The following is a 19,416-nucleotide window of genomic DNA, read 5'->3' as shown; positions in this document are numbered from 1 at the left end:
TGTCTTGCGCGCCTTCGAACGTTGCGGCAATGCGGTGAGAGGGCCGATCGCGGGGATTTCGACGAGTTGCTCGGTGACCGGCGGTGTACCGGCTCACTCTGCGGTGGCAAGAGCGTGGGCGGCGGTTTCCACGTCGGACTCGCCGAGCAGCACAGTAGCCGCTGCGGGACCGAGAGGAACGAAGCTGTCCGCGCTGGTCACCCGAACCAGTTTGCCGGTGAACCCGTCGTCGTTCAGCGCGGTGCAGACCGTCTCGGATACACCGCCGCTGCGCCGGGTTTCGTCGGCGATGAGGACCCGGCCGGTGATCTCGGCGTGCCGGAGCAGATCCGCGCGGGGGAGTGGGGACAGCCAGCGCAGGTCGAGGACGCGGGCGCCGATACCGCGGTCGGCGAGCCGGCGCGCGACGCGCAGGCTCATCGGTACCGAGTTGGCGAAGGCGACGATCGTCAGATCTGTTCCGTCGCCGTAGACGCGAGCCCGGCCGATCGGCACGTGGGCACCGGTAACCGGCGCCAGCCACCGTTCGTCGCCGGGTGCGTACAGGTCACGGGTGTGGTAGAGGGCGATGGGTTCGAGGAATACGCAGACCCGGCCGTCCACCCTGGCGGCGGAAACACAAGTGCGCAGCATGGCGGCCGCGTCGTCGGCGCGGGCGGGGGATGCCACCACCACACCGGGAATATCGCGCAGCGCGGCCACTGAATTGTCGTTGTGGAAATGCCCGCCGAAACCCTTCTGGTACGCGTACCCGGCGACCCGCACCACCATCGGGTTGCGGTAGCGCCCGGACGAGAAGAACGACAACGTCGCGGCTTCACCGCGCAACTGGTCGAGCGCATTGTGCAGGTAGGCCAGGTATTGGATTTCCGGGATCGGCACGAAACCTGCCAGGCCGGCACCCAGGGCGGTGCCGAGAATGCTTTGTTCGTCGAGCAGCGTGTCGAACACCCGGCGGGCGCCGAACTGGGTGCGCAGTCCCTTGGTCACGCCGTAGACGCCGCCCTTGCGGGCAACATCCTCGCCGAAGACGAGTAGGTCGGAATCTCGCTCCAGTAATGCGGCGAGGGTGCGGTTGATCGCTCGAGCCAGCGTCACCGGAGGTGGAGTGGGCATCTCTGGGAAGGCGGGGCCGCTGTCCGCCGCGCCGTCTCCGGTATCCGTGGTGTCTTCACGCCGAGGCACCGTATCGTCCGAGGAGCGCATCGCGGCCGGGCGGGAAAGGTGATCCGTCGCAGATACCGTTCGATCCAGCGGTTTCTTCCGCTGGACATCATCGCGCACCTGCTCCGGATGTGCGGGCGCCAGCGGTGCGATCACCGCGTCGGCGGCGGCGAGCTTCGGTTCCGCGCGCACCTGTTCCGCGGTGGCGGCTACCCGCTCGGCGATGCGGTCATAGCGGCCGAGGACTTCGTCCGGCGTGCATACGCCCTCGGTGATCAGGAGCCGGGCTGTCGCGATAACCGGATCGCGCGCCAGATCGGCGTCGATGGCGGCTGGTTCGCGGTAGGCGGTTTCCACATCCGACCCGGCATGCCCGAATAGCCGCACCGTGCGCAGGCGCAGGAACGCCGGGCGGCGGTGGCTGCGAACCCAGTCCACTGCTGCGGCGGCGGTGGTGACGGCGTCGAGGAGTGCACAGCCGTCGGCGGTGAAATAGCGCAGGCTCGGGCGGTGCCCGTAGGCGTGCTCGATCCAGTCGGGTGGGGTGGGCACACTGATCCCGATCCCGTTGTCCTCGCAGACGAACAACACCGGAACTGCGACTCCGAGATGCGCGGTGTGTATCGCCGTGTTGATCGCGCCTGCCGCGGTGGAATGGTTGGCCGAGGCATCCCCGAAACTGCACAGCACCACCGAATCCGACTGCCACGGGCAGGCGATACCAAGCCGTGCGGCGCGATCGATCGCGAAGGCCAGTCCCAGTGCGCGCGGCAGATGTGAGGAGATAGTGGAGGTTTGCGGGATAACGTGCGCCGCCGCACTGCCGAACACCTTGTGCCGACCACCGGAGATCGGGTCGGCCGCGGCGGCGACCACCCCGAGAAGCAGATCCCGGACGGGGTCGGCACCCCCCGCCCGGCGGACTCGATGTATGAAGAGCGCACCGGAACGGTAGTGCGGCAGTACGGGATCGGTGACGCGGCTCGCCGCGGCCAGCGCCACGTTACCCTCGTGGCCGGAGGATCCGATGCTGTAGAAGCCGTGCCCGCTCGCGGTCAAACTGCGTGCGGCCAGGTCGGCGTGGCGGCTCGTCACCTGAGATACGAACAGCTCGAGGCACTCTCGGCCGGTGATCCCGGGAGCGAGTTGCCGGTCGGGAGTTATCGACGGCGCAGCCCGCAGCTCCGCGATCTCCGCACGGAACCGCTGCTCGGCCTCCTGGGTACTCACTGGACCCTCACCGCTACCAGCCTAAGGCGTATACGGTGATTCAAGGGTGTTGTCGCGGCACGTCGTGAGTCTGCTGTCCGGGTGTCCGCGCGCGGTTGCCGGGATCGAGGGTGTGGTGAGGACGAGACCGAGAAGCCCTCGGGCGGCGCTCCCTCGGCGAACAGCATCTGCACCCACACCTTGCCGTCCCGGATCTCCCGGGGCCCGCCGGTACTCGGGGGAGTCGTACCACTGCCGAATCCGAGCCATACCGGGGAACTCGATGATCAGGATCCAGGTGACTCCCGGTCGCCCCATCCGGTTTGCGGCTCGGCTCGCGTTTCAGCCCTCGCAGCTTGGAGTGCCGGGGCGGACGAACGTCCGACACTCGCTGGGAGCGCCGGGGCGGACGAACGTCCGACACTCGCGCATGCCCCGAAGGCGCAAGTCGCGAGGGCTGAAACGCGAGCCACCAGGGGGCCGCGAACCCGCCGCGACGAAGTCGCGGCCAAAATTACAGCGCGCCCGCAGCGCCCTGGTCGAGTAACCAGGTGGTCGATTCGCTCCCGCTGGCCCCTGCCGCCGGTATGTCCACAGCCTGTGCCCCGTTGAGCGCGGCAGCTACTGCCTCGGCTTTCCCTTCGCCGGACACCACGAGCACCACGTGCCGGGCTCGGCGGACCGCGGGCAGGGTGAGTGTCACCCGCACCGGCGGGGGTTTGGGGGAGTCGGTGACGGCGACGACGAGTTCGTGGTCTTCGCGTACTGCATCGGTGTGCGGGAACAGCGAGTTGATATGCCCTTCCCCGCCCATCCCGAGCAGATGCAGATCGAATCCGTCGTGTGCGGCGAGGTGCGCGTGCACGGTCGCGGAGTATTCGGCTGCGGCTTCGACGGGGTCGGGGTATTCGCTGTCGGAGGTGGCGACTGGGTGGACGCGCGCGGGGTCGACCGGCACGTGGTCGAGTAGCGCTTCCCGCGCCTGTAGCTCGTTGCGTTCGGGGTCTCCGGCGGGGACGAATCGTTCGTCGCCCCAGAACACGTCCAATCGGGACCAGTCGATATCACCGGGTGATCGGCGCACTCGTTCGAGCAGCGCGATACCGGTCCCGCCTCCGGTCAGCACCACCGACGCGGTGCCGTGGGCGGTTTGTGCGGCGGTGATGACGCCGACGAAGCGGGCTGCGGCGGCGTCGAGCAGCGCGTCGGTGTCGAGGTGGACTTCGACGGTGTCGCCGGGGAACGAGGAGTCGGTGCTACTGGCGCTACTGGTCATAGGTCACCCTTTCGATTCCGGCGAGCGCTTCGGCGTAGATATCGTCCGCGTCGAGCCTGCGTAGTTCTTCGGCGAGACAGTCGCGGGTTTCCCGGCGCGCCAACGCGATCCGCTGGTCAGGCTCCCCGGTGCGGGTCAGGGTGGCGGTGACGCCGGTCTGCGGGCGGGCGATGGCGATCGATACCGATGACCGGCGCAGTTCGACGCGCAGCGGACCGGTGCGCCGGTGGACCGCGCAGTCGAGCCGGGAGGCCAGCCAGCCTGCGAGTATATCCAGGGCGGGTTCGTCGCGGAGGCCGGAGACGGTCACCGACCGTACGGGCTCGTAGGGCGGCTCGTCCATCGCGGCGGTCAGCAGCGCCCGCCAGTAGGTGATCCGGCTCCACGCCAGGTCGGTGTCACCGACGGCGTAGGAGCAGCGGCGGCGTTTGATGGTTGCTTGCGGGTCGGCGGCGAAAGTGGCATCGGTGATGCGCCGCGCCGCCAGCCGTCCCACCGAGTCCTGGGACGGGAATTCCGGCGCTCCGCGCGGCCACCAGGCCACCACCGGGGTGTCGGGCAGCAGGAAGGGGATGACCACGCTGTCCTCATGGTTCACCAATTGGCCCTGTAACCGCAGCACGATCACTTCGGCCGCGCCCGCGTCGCCGCCGACCCGGATCTGGGCGTCCAGCCGGGTCTCGGTCTCCCGGTCGCCGCGGGCGAGTACCACCACCCGGCAGGGGTGTTCGTGGCTGGCCTCGTTGGCGGCTTCGATGGCGCCCTCGGCTTCGGAGCTGTCGAGGGTGCAGACGACGAGGGTGAGCACGCGGCCCATGGTGATGACGCCGAAGTCCTCGCGCAGCCGCACCAACCGTTTGGTGACCTCGCCGGTGGTGGTGCCGGGCATATCGATGATCATTACGGCCGCCGCCATTCCCGGCCGGTACGGGCCAGTATCTCGTCGGCGGACGCAGGCCCCCAGGTGCCTGCGGGGTACTGTTCGGGGGCGCCGTCGGCGGCCCAGTGTGCCAGCACCGGGTCCAGGATGCTCCAGGACAATTCGACCTCCGCGTTGACCGGGAACAGCGACGGCTCTCCGAGCAGGACGTCCAGGATGAGCCGTTCGTAGGCTTCCGGCGAGGATTCGGTGAATGCTTCGCCGTAGCTGAAGTCCATGTTCACGTCGCGCACTTCCATACTGGAGCCGGGGACCTTCGACCCGAACCGCATGGTGATGCCTTCATCCGGCTGCACCCGGATGACCAGCGCGTTTTCGCCCAGTTCCTCGGTCATGGTGGCGTCGAACGGTAGATGCGGTGCGCGTTTGAACACGACCGCGATCTCGGTGACCCGCCTGCCAAGCCGTTTACCGGTGCGCAGATAGAACGGAACACCCGCCCAGCGGCGGGTGTCGACCTCGAGGGTGATCGCGGCGAAGGTCTCGGTGCGCGAGTGCGGGTCGAAACCTTCCTCGTCGAGCAGGCCGACCACCTGTTCGCCGCCCTGCCAGCCGGCCGCGTACTGGCCGCGGGCGGTGGTCTCGTCCAGTGGTTCGACCAGTTTGGTGGCGGAGAGGACCTTGATCTTCTCCATTTGCAGCTGTGCGGGGGCGAAGCTGATCGGCTCCTCCATCGCGGTCAGCGCGAGCAGTTGCAGCAGATGGTTCTGGATGACGTCGCGGGCCGCGCCGATACCGTCGTAATAGCCCGCGCGGCCACCGAGCCCGATGTCCTCGGCCATGGTGATCTGCACATGGTCGACGTAGTTGGCGTTCCAGATCGGGTCGAACAGCTGGTTGGCGAACCGCAACGCCAGAATGTTCTGAACCGTCTCCTTGCCCAGGTAGTGGTCGATACGGAACACCGTCTCCTCCGGGAACACCCGGTTGACCAGCGCGTTGAGCTCGCGGGCGCTGTCCAGGTCGTGCCCGAACGGTTTCTCGACCACCACCCTGCGCCACGGTTCGCGGCCGGTGCCGTGCACCGATTTGGCCAGCCCGTGTTGGGAGAGCTGGTCGAGCACCACCGGGAACATATCCGGTGGTATCGACAGGTAGAAGGCATGGTTGCCACGGGTGCCGCGTTCGGCGTCGAGCCGGGCCAGGGTGTCGGCCAGCTGCGCGAACGCCGCGTCGTTTTCGAACGTGCCCTGGACGAAGCGGAAACCCTCGGCCAGGTGGTCCCAAACTTCCTGCCGGAACGGGGTCCGCGCATGCGCTTTGACCGCATCCAGCACGATCTGCGCGAAATCCTCGTCCGCCATATCCCGGCGGGCGAACCCGATCAGCGCGAAACCCGGGGGCAGCAGCCCCCGGTTCGCCAGATCGTAGATGGCCGGCATCAGCTTCTTACGTGACAGATCACCGGTGACCCCGAAGATCACCATGCTGCACGGGCCCGCGATGCGGGGTACCCGCTTGTCCCGTTCGTCACGCAGCGGGTTGCGCCATCCGGCCGTGGTCGCCTGCTCCGCGATGCCGGCCATCGGTGTCAGTTACCTCCGGAGGTGGATGCGGCCTGCAACTCCTCGGTCGTGGCGGTCAGCAGCTCTTCCCACGACTTCTCGAACTTGTCCACGCCTTCGCGTTCGAGCACGGCGAACACGTCGTCGAGGTCGATGCCGACCGCGGCGAGTTTGTCGAAAATCGCTTGCGCGGCTTCGGCGGTACCGGAGACGACGTCGCCGCGCACCTCGCCGTGGTCGGCGACGGCTTCCAGAGTTTTCTCCGGCAGCGTGTTCACCGTGTTCGGCGCGACCAGTTCGGTGACGTAGAGGGTGTCGGGGTAATCCGGGTTCTTCACCCCGGTCGACGCCCACAGCGGCCGCTGGCGGTTACCGCCGACAGCGGCCAGATGCTGGTAGGTCGAGATGTGCGCGCCGCCGTCGAACACATCCTGGTATTCGGCGTAGGCGAGGCGGGCGTTGGCGACCCCGGCTTTCCCGCGCAACTCCAGCGCCTCCGGGGTGCCGATGGCTTCGAGTCGCTTATCGATCTCGGTATCGACTCGGGACACGAAGAACGAGGCAACGGAGTGGATCGTGGCCAGATCGTGGCCCGCCACCTTGGCCTTGCGCAGTCCGTCCAGGTAGGCACCCATCACGGCGCGGTAGCGCGCGACCGAGAAGATCAGCGTGACATTGACGCTGATGCCCTGCGCCAGCGTCGCGGTGATCGCGGGCAGCCCCTCCTCGGTGGCCGGGATCTTGATGAACAGGTTGGGCCGGTCGACGATCTTCCACAGCTCGACCGCCTGCGCGGTGGTCTTCTCGGCGTCGAACGCCAGCCGCGGATCGACCTCGATGGATACCCGGCCGTCTACTCCGCCGGTTGCGGTGAACACCTCGGCCAGCACGTCGCAGGCCGCGCGCACATCGTCGGTGGTGATGGTGCGGATCGCGGATTCGGTGTCGGCGCCCTGGGCGGCCAGTGCCTTGACCTGCTCGTCATAGGCGTGGCCCTTGCTGAGTGCGCTCTGGAAGATGGTCGGGTTGGTGGTGACCCCGACGACGCCGCGGGTGGCGATCAGCTCGGCCAGGTTGCCGGAGTTGATCCGGTCCCGCGACAGGTCGTCCAGCCACACCGACACCCCGGCGGCGGCCAAGGCGGCGATGTTCTCGTTCTGTGCCATATGCGCTTATCCCTTCACGTTGTCGAGCGTGCGCTGCGCAGCGGCCACGACAGCTTCCGGTGTGAAGCCGAACTCGCGGAACAGGGTCTGGTAGTCGGCCGAGGCGCCGAAATGCTCGATCGAGACGATCTCGCCTGCGTCGCCGGTGAACCGGTGCCACGGCATCGCGATTCCGGCCTCGACGGCCACCCGGGCGGCGATCGCCGGGGGCAACACCTCGTCGCGGTAGGCCCTGTCCTGTGCGTCGAACCACTCCACACATGGCATCGAGACCACCCGGGTGCCGATGCCCTGCTCCTCCAGCGTAGTGCGGGCGGCGACGGCGAGCTGCAGCTCCGAACCGGTGGCGATCAGGATGACCTGCGGGACACCGGTGGAGGCTTCGGCCAGGATGTAGCCGCCCTTGGCGACACCGTCGTAGCTGGTGCCTTCCAGCACGGGCAGATTCTGGCGGGTCAAGGCCAGCGCGGCGGGGCCGCCGGTGCCGACCGCATCGGAGGAGACGAACGGCGAGTTGTGCTTGCCGCTGTGTTTGTCGATGACCGCACGCCAGGCGTACGAGGTTTCGTTGGCATCGCCGGGGCGGACCACGCTCAGGCCGGGGATGGCGCGCAGCGCGGCCAGATGCTCGATGGGCTGGTGGGTGGGGCCGTCCTCGCCGAGGCCGATGGAGTCGTGGGTCCAGACATAGGTGACCGGGACCCGCATCAGCGCGGCCAGCCGCACCGCCGGACGCATGTAATCGGAGAACACCAGGAAGGTGCCGCCGTAGGGACGGGTCGGCCCGTGCAGGGCGATGCCGTTGAGGATGGCGCCCATCGCGTGCTCGCGCACCCCGAAGTGCAGGGTACGGCCGTACGGGTTGGCCTTCCACATGCCGGTGGAGATCGATTCGGGGCCGAAGCTGCGTGAGTCGGGGATGGTGGTGTTGTTGGATTCGGCGAGGTCGGCCGAGCCACCCCACAGTTCCGGCAGCACGGGTCCGACGGCGGCGAGCACCTTCGCCGAGGCCTTGCGGGTGGCCAGTCCCTTGGCGTCGGGTTCCCAGACCGGCAGATCGGCGGTCCAGCCGTCGGGCAGCTGACCGTTGAACAACCGATCGAACAGCTTCTTGCCTTCGGGGACCCGCTGCGCCCACGCCTCGAATTCCACGATCCAGTCCGCGTGGGCCTGCGCGCCGCGCTCGGCGGCCTTGCGGGTGTGCGCGATGACGTCGTCGTCTACGGCGAAGGTGCGCTCCGGGTCGAAGCCGAGTGCCTGCTTGGTCGCGGCCACCTCGTCCGCTCCCAGAGCGGCGCCGTGCGAGGCACCGGTGTTCATCTTGTTCGGCGCCGGGTAGCCGATGATGGTGCGCAGCAGGATCAGCGACGGCTTGCCGGTTTCGGCCTTCGCCGCGGCCAGCGCCGCCTCGATCGCGACGACGTCCTCACCGCCCTCGACCACCTGCACGTGCCAGCCGTAGGCCGCGTAGCGCGCCGCCACGTCCTCGGTGAACGCGATGGTCGTATCGTCCTCGATGGAGATCTTGTTGTCGTCGTAGATCACCACCAGGTTGCCCAGTTGCTGGGTGCCCGCGATCGAGGACGCCTCGGAGGTGACTCCCTCCTGCATATCGCCATCGGAGGCGACCACGTAGATGTGGTGGTCGAACGGGCTGGTTCCCGGTGCTGCGTCGGGATCGAACAGCCCGCGTTCGCGCCGGGCCGCCATCGCCATGCCCACCGCCGAGGCCAGGCCCTGGCCCAGCGGCCCGGTGGTGATCTCGACACCCTTGGTGTGGCGGTACTCCGGGTGGCCTGGAGTCAGCGAACCCCAGGTGCGCAGATTCTTCAGATCGTCGAGTTCGAGCCCGAAACCGGCCAGGTACAGCTGGATGTACAGCGTCAGGCTGGAGTGCCCGCAGGACAGCACGAAACGGTCGCGCCCGACCCATTCCGGGTCGGCGGGATCGTGGCGCATCGTCCGCTGGAACAGGGTGTAGGCCAGCGGTGCCAGGCTCATCGCGGTGCCGGGGTGGCCGTTGCCGGCGTTCTGCACCGCGTCCGCGGCCAGCACCCGGACCGTGTCGACGGCTTTGGTGTCCAGATCCGTCCAGTCGCCGGGGTGGTTCGGCTGGGTGAGGGCGCGGATGTCGTCTGTCACAGACACGACGGTGTTTCTCCTGACGTTGATTTCGTCGACGATGGCGGTAGGGGCGGCGAACGCACGACGACCGCGCATGGTGCCGCGTACACCACATACCCTAAATGCGCCCGGCTACCCCTGCGCACGACCCCTCTGTTGTTCGGCCGCTGCTCGCCTCGCGCCGCTGCGTCCCACCGGTTCGCCGGTCGGACATGGGATGAACTGCGGCGGAGCGAGCGCATGAGTGCAGGGGCATCCGTGGTGTGCGCCGGATCTCGAGGGGCGCGGGGCGGGACGCTGCGGCTGTGGGTCTACCATCGGCTGTAGTAGTGGCCGCGTCGCAGCCGTGCGCTGCTCGTTCCACAGCCGGATGCGATGCACAGCGTGCGAGGAGAAACAGTGCGGATCGGTCAACAGCCGGGGGTCGGGAGCGCACACGGTTCCGCACCGGCGTTCGCGGATCGGATGACAGGCGACGGCCCGCTTTCCCGGCTTCTGCGTCGGCCCCTGGCCTATCTGGCACTCACCAAACCGCGGGTGATCGAGCTGCTGCTCGTCGCCACCATCCCGACGATGCTGCTCGCCGATCGCGGCACTATCGACATCGGGCTCATCCTGGCCACCCTTTTCGGTGGCTGGATGGGCGCGGCCAGCGCCAACACCCTCAACTGTGTGGCCGACGCCGATATCGACAAGGTGATGAAGCGGACCGCAAAACGCCCGCTGGCCCGCGAGGCGGTGCCGACATCGCACGCCTTCGTGTTCGGTCTGCTGTTGGGCATCGGTTCGTTCGCCTGGCTGTGGTGGCAGGCCAACCTGCTCAGCGGTGTGCTCGTGGTGGTGACGATCCTGTTCTACGTTTTCGTCTACACCCTCGGCCTCAAACGTCGCACCGCGCAGAACGTGGTGTGGGGCGGTGCTGCCGGATGTATGCCCGCCCTGGTCGGCTGGGCGGCGGTGACCGGGACCATCGGCTGGCCTGCGCTGGCGCTGTTCGGCGTCATCTTCTTCTGGACTCCGCCGCACACCTGGGCGCTGGCCATGCGTTACAAGGAGGACTACCGCGCGGCCGGGGTGCCCATGCTGCCGGTGGTTGCCACCGAACAGACCGTCACCAAGCAGATCGTCGTCTACACCTGGCTCACCGTGCTGACCACGCTGGTGCTGGTCCCGGCCACCGGCGTCGTCTACGCCGCGGTAGCGCTGGTGGCCGGGGCCTGGTTCCTGCTGATGGCGCACCAGCTCTACTCGGGTGTGCGGCGTGGGGAATCGGTGAAACCGCTGCGGTTGTTCCTACAGTCGAACAACTACCTGGCGGTGGTGTTCTGCGGTTTGGCCGTGGACTCGGTGCTCGGCTGGACCACCATCGGCGACATTCTGTTCGGCTGACCGGGGTCGTCGGCCAGTATCACGCGTCCGGCCGGTACTCCCGGACGGGCCCGCGAGTGGGCGATACTGCGCCACACCAGGTCGCGGCCGTCGTCCGCGCCGATCAGGTAGGAGAAGCGGGCGGTCTCGGTGCCGCCGGATCGGGCCAGCACAGCTGTGACGCCGGTCTCGTCCTGCTCCAGTGACAGCAGCGTGGTGTCCAGATCGACCGCGACGCCGAAGTCGGCCAGCCTCGCGGGCAGCGCGTCGGCGATCCGACGGCGGTCGGCTGCGGTCATCTGGGCCATGGCCGCGGCAAGGCCCGGTTGAGCGCCTGCCGCGAACAGGCTTTCGGCGGCCTCGATGACGCGCACCGCGATACCGCGCCGGGACAGTGTGGTGGCCAGGGGCAACCCGATCGGTCCTGCCCCCACGATGAGCACCTGCACGGCACCCTCCTATGAATTAGGATTCAATGAATGTGTATTCATAGTGGGAGTTGGTACGTTTCGCTGTCAAGGAGGTGGTGTGGGTGACGAGCCGCCGGGAGCGTTCGGCCGAGACCGAACAGGCACTGAAGGACGCGGCGCGGCGAGTGTTCGCCGAGCGCGGATACCTGAACACCAAGATCACCGACATCACCGCGGCGGCCGGTCGTGCCGCAGGATCCTTCTACAACCACTTCACCGGCAAGGACGATCTGCTGCGGGCGTTGCTGGAAGATATGGCCGTCCAGAGCAGCGGCCTGGGCGGCGAACCGGGGCACAACCCCGATTTCAGCGACCCCGAGGCGGTCCGCGCCCATATCGCCGACTACTGGTCGTTCGCCCGGGCCAACGAACCCGTGCTCCGGGCGATGAACCAGGCGGCGATCATCAACGACGAGTTCGCCCGGCTCGTCGCCCGCTTCAGCGCCGATGTGCGCCGGGATGTCGCCGACCATCTCGACGGGCTGGCAGACAAGGGCTTGACGCTGCCTGCCGCGCCCGACGCGAGCCTGGCCATGGTGTTCCTGGTGGTCAGCCAACTACTACAGGCCGTGGTCGACGGTACGGTCCAGATCAGCGACGAGCAGGCCGTCGACGGCCTCACCCGTTTCGTCTACCGGGGGCTCACGGGACGCGACTTCTGACCGGGGTCAGGGCAGCAGCACGATCGAACCGGTCGTCTTGCGGCCCTCCAGATCGCGATGGGCCCGTTCGGCCTCGGCCAGCGGATAGGTGGCGCCGACCCGAATGGCCAGCGAGCCGTCCGCGATCGCCTCGAAAACCTCACCTGCCCGCCACAGCAGTTCGGCGCGATCGCGGGTGTAGTGGGCCAGCGTCGGCCTGGTGACGAACAGCGAACCGGCCTGATTCAGCCGCTGCAGATCGAACGGCGGCACCGGCCCGCTGGCCGCACCGAACAAGGCCAGCATGCCCCGGACCCGCAACGAGGCGAGGCTGGCCTCGAAGGTTGCCGCGCCGACACCGTCGTACACCGCGGCGACTCCGCCCCCATCGGTCAGGGCCCGCACCCGCTCGGGCAGATCGTCGCCGTAGCGCAGTACCTCCCACGCCCCTGCCGCCCGCGACAGCGTTTCCTTCTCATCCGATGACACGGTGGTGATGACCTTGACCCCGCGTGCGGTGGCCCACTGGGTGAGCAGCAGCCCGACCCCGCCGGCGCCCGCGTGTACCAGCACCGTATCGGTCTGCTCCGGCCGGTACACCGACTCGAGCAGGTAGTGCGCGGTCATGCCCTGCAGCAGCGCCGACGCCGCCACCGGCGCATCGACCCCGTCGGGCACCGCGACGGCGACCGCCTCGTCGACGGCGACCAATGGCGCGTAGCTGCCTTGCGCTGCCGCCCACGCGACCCGGTCGCCGACCGCGAATTCGGTGACGCCTGTGCCGACCTCGGCCACCACGCCGGTGCCTTCCGAGCCCGGGATATAGGGGAGTTCGCGCGGATAGGCGCCGGTGCGGAAATAGGTGTCGAGGAAATTGATGCCGATCGCCTCGGTCTCGACCAACAGTTGGCCCGGACCGGCCTGCGGGTCCGATACCTCGGTGTAGGTGAGCACTTCGGGACCGCCGTGTTCGGAAACCTGGATGGCGCGCATGGGTTCCAGTTGTACACCGGGGCACGGTGGTGTGGTTCGCGCATCGCCGCCCCGGGGCGGGATGGACCGTATGGCCCGGCGGGCGTGTGGCATGTCTACTGGCCGGTAAACTCCCGGGCATGAGTGCAGATGTCGCTACCGTCGCCACGCGGGCCCCGCGTGCAGTTGTGGACTCGGTCAAGGGGTTTGTTACCGAGCACGGAGGCTCCGCGTCCGCGGTGCTCCAGCCGGTGGGCCGGGCCGGTGTCCGGATCACCCTGGTCGGTGCCGATGGTGTCCTGGGTGACCGGATGGTCGCCGATCTCGAGACCGCGCAGGCACTGGTGGAATCGATCGACGGGCTCACCGAGGCCGAGGAATGGGACCGCGAGTTGACCTCGGTGGTCACTCCGCGTCGCGGCCACTGGGCCAAGATGGCGGGCTGGGTGGCGAAGCAGAGCCGTTTCCCCAAGGCGCGCAACGAGAAATGAGCTCGCGGGCGAGCGGTCGCGCCGCTGTGTGCGATCACAGACGTGAGCGGTGTCCCTCTGGCCGAGGGACAGATTCGTCGCCAATACCTACTGACGGGTAACCGTTTTGCGATACCGTTATCGCTCCGAGATCCATTGGGGGCAAAAGGAGTCGATATGACGGTTATTGATCCGGCACGCTCACGTCTCACGGTGTCCGGCCGTCCGATTTCGGCTCACCTGCGAGACATTTCGACCTTGTCGCGACAGATGGTCGGCCATTTCGCCGAAAACGTCGCGCCCTGCGGCACGCTGCCCGGCGACGCGCTGCAGGGCGATGTCACCGCGGTGACCAGAGTGTGCCTGGAACTGACGCTCAGCAGGCTCGACGGGCAGGAATTGCCGGAGCAGGTCGAACAGATCCGCGATGCGGCAGCCGAATGGGCGCGGGAGGGCATCCCGATCGACACCATCAACCACGCCATCCACGAGGGCTTCAAACTCGGTTTCGACCGGATCCTGTCGAACGCATCACCCGCCGACTCCGCGACCCTGGTCGCCACGGCGCGGCGGTTGCTGGAGATCCTCGACACCATCACCTCGGCGGTAGCGGTGGCGTATGTGCGCGAAAACCGCATGGTCGTCGGCGAACACCACACCGCCGTGCACACGCTGACCTCGGCGCTGCTCGGCGGGCACAGCACCTCCACCATGGCCCGCGAATGCGGTATCGAGATCGCCGAATCGTATTCGGTGCTCGCACTGGCCGTTCCGCCGCATCCGGACGAGTCCGAGCCCGATGTCAACGGCGCCGTGGTGGCCCGCCGCAAACTGCGCCGTGTCCAGGCCGAACTGGCGACCCGCTGTGGGGACCGGGCACTGTCGCTGCTGAGCGTCGACGGCGGCACCCTGCTGCTGCCTGCCGACGACTTCGCCGGAGACACTCTCGACGAACTGATCGCCTATCTGTCGGAGGCGGCGCGGGTGCCGATCACCGCGACCGTGGTCACCGCCGCGCCCGCCGATATCCCCGCCGCCACCGAGCAGGCGCACGAACTGCTCGACACGGTGCAGCGGCTGACCGGCGGCGGGGGACTGCACCGCTTCAACGACCTGGCGCTGGAATTCCAGATCACCCGACCCGGGCCGGCGCGCGAACATCTCAGCTCGATACTCGATCCCCTGGACGAGCATCCCGAACTGCTCGACACGCTGCGCCAGCACATCGCCAACAATTTCAACCGGCAACGCACGGCCCGGCTCATGCACATGCACACCAACACCCTCGACTACCGGCTGAAACGGGTGCGTCTGCTCACCGGTTTCGACCCGACCACACCGTCGGGGCTGTGGTATCTGACCTCGGCACTGGTGGCACGCAGCTATCGCGCGCCACAGGCGAAGACCGGCACGTGAGGTAACGCGTCAGGCCGGTTGTGCGGCGGCGTCGGGCAGTGACGAAGGCACCGGTTCCCGGGTTCGCAGCGAGGCCCACACCGCGGCGGTGGCAGCCGTGCACAGCGCGGCGCCGCCGACGTGCACGGCCACCAGCGCGGCGGGCACGTCGGTGAGGTACTGCACGACCCCGACGAGCGCTTGCGCGGCCACCAAGCCCAGCAGCACCCAGATCCGGGTGCGCACCGCGGCAGTGATACCGACGGCGTAGAGGCCGAAGGCGAGCCCGATCAGCAGAGCGAGATAGCCGACGAGCAGTTGTGAGTGCAGGTGCACCAGGGTCACGATCTCGACTTCGAGCCGCGCCACCGGACGGTCGATGCTCTTGTCGCCTGCGTGCGGTCCGGCCGCGGTCACCAAGGTGCCCGCGATGAGTACGGCGGCCAACGCGACTCCGCTGAGCGCGGTGAGCCAGCGCAGCGGCGCGGGCGCGCGCACCGTTTCCACTCCGTCGTCGGGTTCGCTGATCTTGGCGTACATGACCACCGCGATCCACACCATCACCATCGACGCCAGCAGGTGCAACGCGACCGTCCACCACAGCAACCCGGTGAGCACCGTGATCCCGCCGATGATCGCCTGTACCGCCGTGCCGCCCGGCATCAGCCACGCGTACACCAGCACCTCGCGCCTGCGCCGGGCCCGGGTGACGGCGAGCACGATCAGGGCCGCGAACAGCGTGACCACGAACGTGAGCAACCGGTTGCCGAACTCCACCGTCTGGTGCAGGACCGGAACCTCCGATACCCCGACCGGGGTGAAGCTGCCGGGGAAGCACTGCGGCCAGGTCGGGCAGCCGAGTCCGGAGGCGGTGACCCGCACCACCGCGCCGGTCACCGAGATGCCTGCCTGGGTGGCGATCACCGCGAGCGCGAGCAACTGCTGCGCGCGCAGCGAGGGCAGCGGAAGGCGGTCGACGAGTCGCAAGAAGGCGCGATAGAGCACGTCACGATGGTAGCCCTCGGCCATCACGCCCGATCACCCGGACTACTACAAGGCGTCGTTTCAGTCGAAGCGGAAGAACCGGGACGCAAGGAAACCCGCGCCCACACCCCAGACCGCGAGCACCGCGAGACCGAACCAGTCGACGCTGGTGCGCAATGCGTCGTCCAACGCCTCGGCGAGTGCGCCGGAGGGAACCAGCCGGACGATGACGTTCACCGCGGTAGGCAGATCGTCGGCGGCGAACACCACGCTCGCCACGCCGAGCATCACGAACCAGAGAATATTCGCCAGCGCCAGCACGATCTCGGCCTTGAGAGTGCCGCCAAGCAGCAGTCCCATTGCCGCGAAGGTCGCGGTGCCTGCCACGATCAGCACCGCGCCCAACGCCAAGCCCGCCGGGCTCGGCCGCCAACCCAGTGCGACACCGATCGCACCGAGCAGCACCGACTGCAGGATCACCACCAACAGCACCGCGGCGCTTTTACCGGTGACGATGCCCCAGCGCGGCAGCGCGGTCGCGCCCAGCCGTTTGAGCGCGCCATAGCGACGATCGAAACCGACCGCGATGGCCTGACCGGTGAACGCGGTGGACATGACGGCCACCATCATCACCGCGGGCACGATCCGGTCCACCCGGTGCTCGCCCATCTCACCGAACGGCAGCAGGGTCAGCCCCACCAGCAGGGTGATCGGGATGAACATGGTGAGCAGCAGTTGTTCACCGTTGCGCAGCAGCAGCACCAGTTCGAGCCGGGTCTGCGCGGCCAGCATCGGGATCCGAGCGTTGGGGCGCGGAGCAGGGGTGAAAGTGCCCGCTGGGAAACGGTTGCGGCTCGTGTCAGGTGTGGTCATCCGCGCAGATCCCGTCCGGTCAGCTCCAGGAACACGTCTTCCAGGCGGCGCTGGTCGATCCGGATATCGGTGGCCAGCACATTCACCCGCGCGCACCACGCGGTGACGGTGGCCAGCACCTGAGGATTGATCTCACCCTCCACCAGGTATGAGCCGGGGCTGGTCTCGCGCGGGGCGAAACCTTCCGGCAGCGCCGACTCCAGCAGGCTCAGGTTCAGCCGCGGCGGCGCGCAGAACCGCAGCTGACCGGCCGCGCCGTGTGCCGTTACCTCGGCGGGGGTGCCGGAGGCGACGATCCGTCCCTGATCGATGATCACCAGCTGGTCGGCCAGTTCCTCGGCCTCGTCCATCAGGTGGGTGGTGAGCAGCACGGTCACTCCGTCCCGGCGCAAGGCATCGATCAGCTCCCACACCATGAGCCGAGCCTGGGCGTCCATGCCCGCGGTCGGCTCGTCGAGGAAGACGATCTCCGGCCTGCCGACCAGCGCGCAGGCCAGCGACAGCCGCTGCTGCTGGCCGCCGGAGAGTCTGCGGTAGGGGGTGCGCCTGCTGTCGGACAGTCCGAGCGTGCGCAGCAGCCAGTCCGGGTCGAGCGGGTCGGCGGAATAGGAGGCGACCAGGTCGAGCATTTCCCCGGCTCGGGAGCCGGGATAGGCGCCCCCACCCTGCAGCATCACCCCGATTCGCGCGCGCAGCCGCTCCGAATCCGCGATCGGATCCAGGCCGAGCACCCGCACCGAGCCGGCGTCGGGTGTGACGAAACCTTCGCACATCTCGACCGTGGTGGTCTTACCTGCGCCGTTGGGGCCGAGCAGGGCGAAGACCTGAGCGTGTTCGACATCGAAACCGATTCCGTCCACGGCTGTGGTCTCACCGTATTTTTTGACGACGCCATCCACGCGCACGGCGGAGGCGGAGGCAGCGGTCACGATGTGACACCGTAAGCGCTGGCCTCCTGTGACGGAGCCGACACCCCCGGCTGGCCCCGCCACGGCAGCGCATTGCGGGTCACCACGATGAACAACACCGATACGGTGACGGTCGCGATCGCGGCCCCGACGATCTGGAACACCTCCAGGTCGGCCCCGCGCGGCATCAGGATGACGCTGACCACCGCCGAGAACGCGACCGCGGGCACCCGGAACACCGGCCGGGTCGCCCATGCCGCCAGCGGCACGATCGCCCACAGCAGGTACCAGGGCTGCACCACCGGGAACAGCAGCACGATCGCGCCGAGGGACACCCCGAGCGCGCCGACCGGATGCAACCGCCCGGTCCAGGTGGCCACCAGCATGCGCACGGTGATGAAGGCCGCCACCACCGCCGCGATCGGGCGTGTGATGCTCAGCAGCGCCGTGGTGTGATCGCCGAGGCCGAGTAGAACCCCGCCGAAACCGGTGATGATGCCCAGCGCGGTGGGCAGCGACATCCAGCTGCGCACCGCACTCGCGGTGTTGAGAGTGTGTACCCAGCCGAAACCGAGTCCGCTGACAATGCTGACCAGCAGCGTGGTCAGCACCGCGATCACGCCCAGCAGCGCCGCAGCGGTACACAGCGCGCGTAACCCGCCACCCCATCGCCTGGCCAACGCCATCCCGACGAACCCGAGCGCGATAATGGAGGTGATCTTGATCGAGGACGACAGGCTTATCGCCACCGCACCCCCGATGAGCAGCGCGTACCCGCGGCCGTCCAGCGGCGGCCGCACCGGCGAATTCGCGTCGCCGTGCATGGCGCGCAGCGCGAACTCCAGCCCGGCCAGCATCAGGCCCAGCATCAGCGCGTCGTTGTGCACCCCGCCCACCAGATGGAACAGCACCAGCGGATTGGCCGCACCCAGCCACAGCGCGCTCACCGGTGCGACTCCGCAGCGCACCGACAGCCGGGGCAGCGCCCAGACGATCAACGCTACCCCGGCCAAGGCCAGCAGCCGGTGCACCCAGACGCCGGCGATGATGTTGTCGCCGGTCAGATGCGCAATACCTCTGCCGACCCACAGGAACAGCGGCCCGTAGGGTGCGGGCGTGTCGCGCCAGATCGTGGGGACATTGTTGGTGAGCACGTTATCGATGCCCAGGCCCGCGACCGGCCCCTCTTTATAGGGGTCGATGCCACGCGCGGCGATCTCGCTCTGGGCCAGATACGAGTAGACGTCGTTGCTGAACAACGGCGGCGCGACACTGAGCGGGATGATCCACAGCAGCAGCGTGCGGTCCAGTTGCGAGCGGGTCAGCCGGTGGAGCGGGGAGCCGCCGATACCGCCCACCGCGAACCGGCCGAGCAGCAGCCAGGCCAGCACCACCGTGACTGTGCCGACCATGCACATGGCCAGTGAACCGGTGTGTGCGCGGGCGAAGATGCCGAGCACCCGCACACCCGATGTCGGGTTCTGGTGCACCGGCTGCGCCCCGATACCGAGCGCACTGATCGCCATGAGCACGGTGCCGGTGGCGCCCATCAGCCGGATCCGGTCCAGTTGCGCCAGCTCCTTGCGGTTGAGGCCGGGGGCTTCGGACTCGTCCCGGTGCAGTACCGCGATGGTGTGGTCGGCGGTGGGTACGTCCAATCCCAGCGCCCGACGGCCCAGTGTCACTGTGTTGCGTCGCAGTGTCAGCGTGCTGCGCCGTGCGTCCTCCAGTACCGCCACGACGAGCAGCCTAGTTCGCGCACGCGCCGCTCACGCGGTCGGTCGGGCGCTCGAAGGGGACCGGAGTGGCTCGCCGCGCTGCGCTCACCGGCGTCCGCGGCGGCCCTCGTGGCACCCCGTTCCCGGCCGGGTGAGTGAACGTGATGTGCTTCACTCGGCGATCTCATGCGGGTGCCCTATCTGCATGTCCCTCGTAAATCCGGTGGTCGGGG

The 19,416-nt window shown here is 68.3% G+C and carries 17 protein-coding genes; 4 read left to right on the top strand and 13 right to left on the bottom strand.

The window, feature by feature from the left end:
• Positions 1-93 precede the first annotated feature (93 nt).
• The 7 genes from B0T44_RS02460 to tkt form a co-directional block, all read right to left on the bottom strand.
• Positions 94-2,394 (bottom strand): thiamine pyrophosphate-dependent enzyme, encoded by a 2,301-nt coding sequence (locus B0T44_RS02460; RefSeq protein ID WP_077115054.1) that lies wholly within the window; start codon positions 2,392-2,394, stop codon positions 94-96.
• 21 nt (positions 2,395-2,415) lie between these two features.
• Positions 2,416-2,691, bottom strand: coding sequence for a DUF1330 domain-containing protein (locus B0T44_RS28445; RefSeq protein ID WP_217697426.1), 276 nt, complete (start codon positions 2,689-2,691; stop codon positions 2,416-2,418).
• A gap of 196 nt (positions 2,692-2,887) precedes the next feature.
• A complete protein-coding gene (gene pgl / locus B0T44_RS02450) occupies positions 2,888-3,649 on the bottom strand; it encodes a 6-phosphogluconolactonase (RefSeq protein ID WP_077115053.1) in 762 nt (253 codons plus the stop codon).
• Entirely contained in the window at positions 3,639-4,550 is a 912-nt protein-coding gene (gene opcA, locus B0T44_RS02445) for a glucose-6-phosphate dehydrogenase assembly protein OpcA (RefSeq protein ID WP_077115170.1), read from the bottom strand. Before opcA ends, pgl begins: the two co-directional genes overlap by 11 nt.
• Complete coding sequence (gene zwf / locus B0T44_RS02440; RefSeq protein ID WP_077115052.1) at positions 4,550-6,115, bottom strand: glucose-6-phosphate dehydrogenase; 1,566 nt, start codon at positions 6,113-6,115, stop codon at positions 4,550-4,552. Before zwf ends, opcA begins: the two co-directional genes overlap by 1 nt.
• Positions 6,116-6,120: 5 nt before the next feature.
• On the bottom strand, positions 6,121-7,260 hold the full coding sequence (tal, locus tag B0T44_RS02435) for a transaldolase (RefSeq protein WP_077115051.1): 1,140 nt from the start codon (positions 7,258-7,260) through the stop codon (positions 6,121-6,123).
• A gap of 6 nt (positions 7,261-7,266) precedes the next feature.
• On the bottom strand, positions 7,267-9,408 hold the full coding sequence (gene tkt / locus B0T44_RS02430) for a transketolase (protein WP_077115169.1): 2,142 nt from the start codon (positions 9,406-9,408) through the stop codon (positions 7,267-7,269).
• Positions 9,409-9,759: 351 nt separating this feature from the next.
• Between tkt and B0T44_RS02425 the strand changes: the two genes are divergently transcribed.
• On the top strand, positions 9,760-10,773 hold the full coding sequence (locus B0T44_RS02425) for a heme o synthase (RefSeq protein ID WP_425436818.1): 1,014 nt from the start codon (positions 9,760-9,762) through the stop codon (positions 10,771-10,773).
• Here the strand turns inward: B0T44_RS02425 and B0T44_RS02420 are convergent.
• Positions 10,692-11,201: an FAD-dependent monooxygenase gene (locus tag B0T44_RS02420; protein WP_077115049.1), complete on the bottom strand. Its 510-nt coding sequence runs from the start codon at positions 11,199-11,201 to the stop codon at positions 10,692-10,694. The two genes, B0T44_RS02425 and B0T44_RS02420, sit on opposite strands and share 82 nt — an antisense overlap.
• Before the next feature lie 83 nt (positions 11,202-11,284).
• On the opposite strand from B0T44_RS02420, the gene B0T44_RS02415 reads away from it, so the two are divergent.
• The gene (locus B0T44_RS02415; RefSeq protein ID WP_077115168.1) at positions 11,285-11,884 is read left to right on the top strand and encodes a TetR/AcrR family transcriptional regulator; all 600 of its coding nucleotides are present in this window, start codon (positions 11,285-11,287) and stop codon (positions 11,882-11,884) included.
• Between the two features lie 6 nt (positions 11,885-11,890).
• Here the strand turns inward: B0T44_RS02415 and B0T44_RS02410 are convergent, their stop codons facing one another.
• Complete coding sequence (locus B0T44_RS02410) at positions 11,891-12,856, bottom strand: quinone oxidoreductase family protein (protein WP_077115048.1); 966 nt, start codon at positions 12,854-12,856, stop codon at positions 11,891-11,893.
• 119 nt (positions 12,857-12,975) lie between these two features.
• Between B0T44_RS02410 and B0T44_RS02405 the strand changes: the two genes are divergently transcribed.
• Positions 12,976-13,326 carry a hypothetical protein gene (locus tag B0T44_RS02405; RefSeq protein WP_077115047.1) on the top strand — a complete coding sequence of 117 codons (351 nt, stop codon included), beginning with the start codon at positions 12,976-12,978 and terminating at the stop codon, positions 13,324-13,326.
• A 156-nt stretch (positions 13,327-13,482) separates the two neighbouring features.
• Positions 13,483-14,721, top strand: coding sequence for a PucR family transcriptional regulator (locus tag B0T44_RS02400; protein WP_077115046.1), 1,239 nt, complete (start codon positions 13,483-13,485; stop codon positions 14,719-14,721).
• Between the two features lie 9 nt (positions 14,722-14,730).
• Here the strand turns inward: B0T44_RS02400 and B0T44_RS02395 are convergent, their stop codons facing one another.
• Genes B0T44_RS02395 through mptB form a run of 4 tightly spaced genes read right to left on the bottom strand, consistent with a single transcriptional unit; the run spans position 14,731 to position 19,204 of the window.
• Positions 14,731-15,705 carry a COX15/CtaA family protein gene (locus tag B0T44_RS02395; protein ID WP_081511491.1) on the bottom strand — a complete coding sequence of 325 codons (975 nt, stop codon included), beginning with the start codon at positions 15,703-15,705 and terminating at the stop codon, positions 14,731-14,733.
• Between the two features lie 60 nt (positions 15,706-15,765).
• Positions 15,766-16,557, bottom strand: coding sequence for an ABC transporter permease (locus tag B0T44_RS02390; protein WP_077115044.1), 792 nt, complete (start codon positions 16,555-16,557; stop codon positions 15,766-15,768).
• The gene (locus B0T44_RS02385; RefSeq protein ID WP_077115043.1) at positions 16,554-17,486 is read right to left on the bottom strand and encodes an ABC transporter ATP-binding protein; all 933 of its coding nucleotides are present in this window, start codon (positions 17,484-17,486) and stop codon (positions 16,554-16,556) included. Before B0T44_RS02385 ends, B0T44_RS02390 begins: the two co-directional genes overlap by 4 nt.
• Positions 17,483-19,204 carry a polyprenol phosphomannose-dependent alpha 1,6 mannosyltransferase MptB gene (gene mptB / locus B0T44_RS02380; protein ID WP_077115042.1) on the bottom strand — a complete coding sequence of 574 codons (1,722 nt, stop codon included), beginning with the start codon at positions 19,202-19,204 and terminating at the stop codon, positions 17,483-17,485. The genes B0T44_RS02385 and mptB overlap by 4 nt, the downstream gene beginning before the upstream one ends.
• Positions 19,205-19,416: the final 212 nt, after the last annotated feature.

Source organism: Nocardia donostiensis (assembly GCF_002081715.1).
Taxonomy (GTDB): Bacteria; Actinomycetota; Actinomycetes; order Mycobacteriales; family Mycobacteriaceae; genus Nocardia; species Nocardia donostiensis.
The sequence above is the reverse complement of the archived record's forward strand: the minus strand, read 5'-3'. Positions and strand labels throughout refer to the sequence as shown.

What these genes read in the sequence shown, in the direction of transcription:
- opcA (WP_077115170.1), bottom strand. Translation starts at nt 4,550, where the DNA reads ATGATCATCGATATGCCCGGCACCACCACCGGCGAGGTCACCAAACGG.
- B0T44_RS02405 (WP_077115047.1), top strand. Translation starts at nt 12,976, where the DNA reads ATGAGTGCAGATGTCGCTACCGTCGCCACGCGGGCCCCGCGTGCAGTT.
- B0T44_RS02425 (WP_425436818.1), top strand. Translation starts at nt 9,760, where the DNA reads ATGCACAGCGTGCGAGGAGAAACAGTGCGGATCGGTCAACAGCCGGGG.
- zwf (WP_077115052.1), bottom strand. Translation starts at nt 6,115, where the DNA reads ATGGCCGGCATCGCGGAGCAGGCGACCACGGCCGGATGGCGCAACCCG.
- pgl (WP_077115053.1), bottom strand. Translation starts at nt 3,649, where the DNA reads ATGACCAGTAGCGCCAGTAGCACCGACTCCTCGTTCCCCGGCGACACC.
- B0T44_RS28445 (WP_217697426.1), bottom strand. Translation starts at nt 2,691, where the DNA reads ATGGGGCGACCGGGAGTCACCTGGATCCTGATCATCGAGTTCCCCGGT.
- tal (WP_077115051.1), bottom strand. Translation starts at nt 7,260, where the DNA reads ATGGCACAGAACGAGAACATCGCCGCCTTGGCCGCCGCCGGGGTGTCG.
- B0T44_RS02400 (WP_077115046.1), top strand. Translation starts at nt 13,483, where the DNA reads ATGACGGTTATTGATCCGGCACGCTCACGTCTCACGGTGTCCGGCCGT.
- B0T44_RS02390 (WP_077115044.1), bottom strand. Translation starts at nt 16,557, where the DNA reads ATGACCACACCTGACACGAGCCGCAACCGTTTCCCAGCGGGCACTTTC.
- B0T44_RS02410 (WP_077115048.1), bottom strand. Translation starts at nt 12,856, where the DNA reads ATGCGCGCCATCCAGGTTTCCGAACACGGCGGTCCCGAAGTGCTCACC.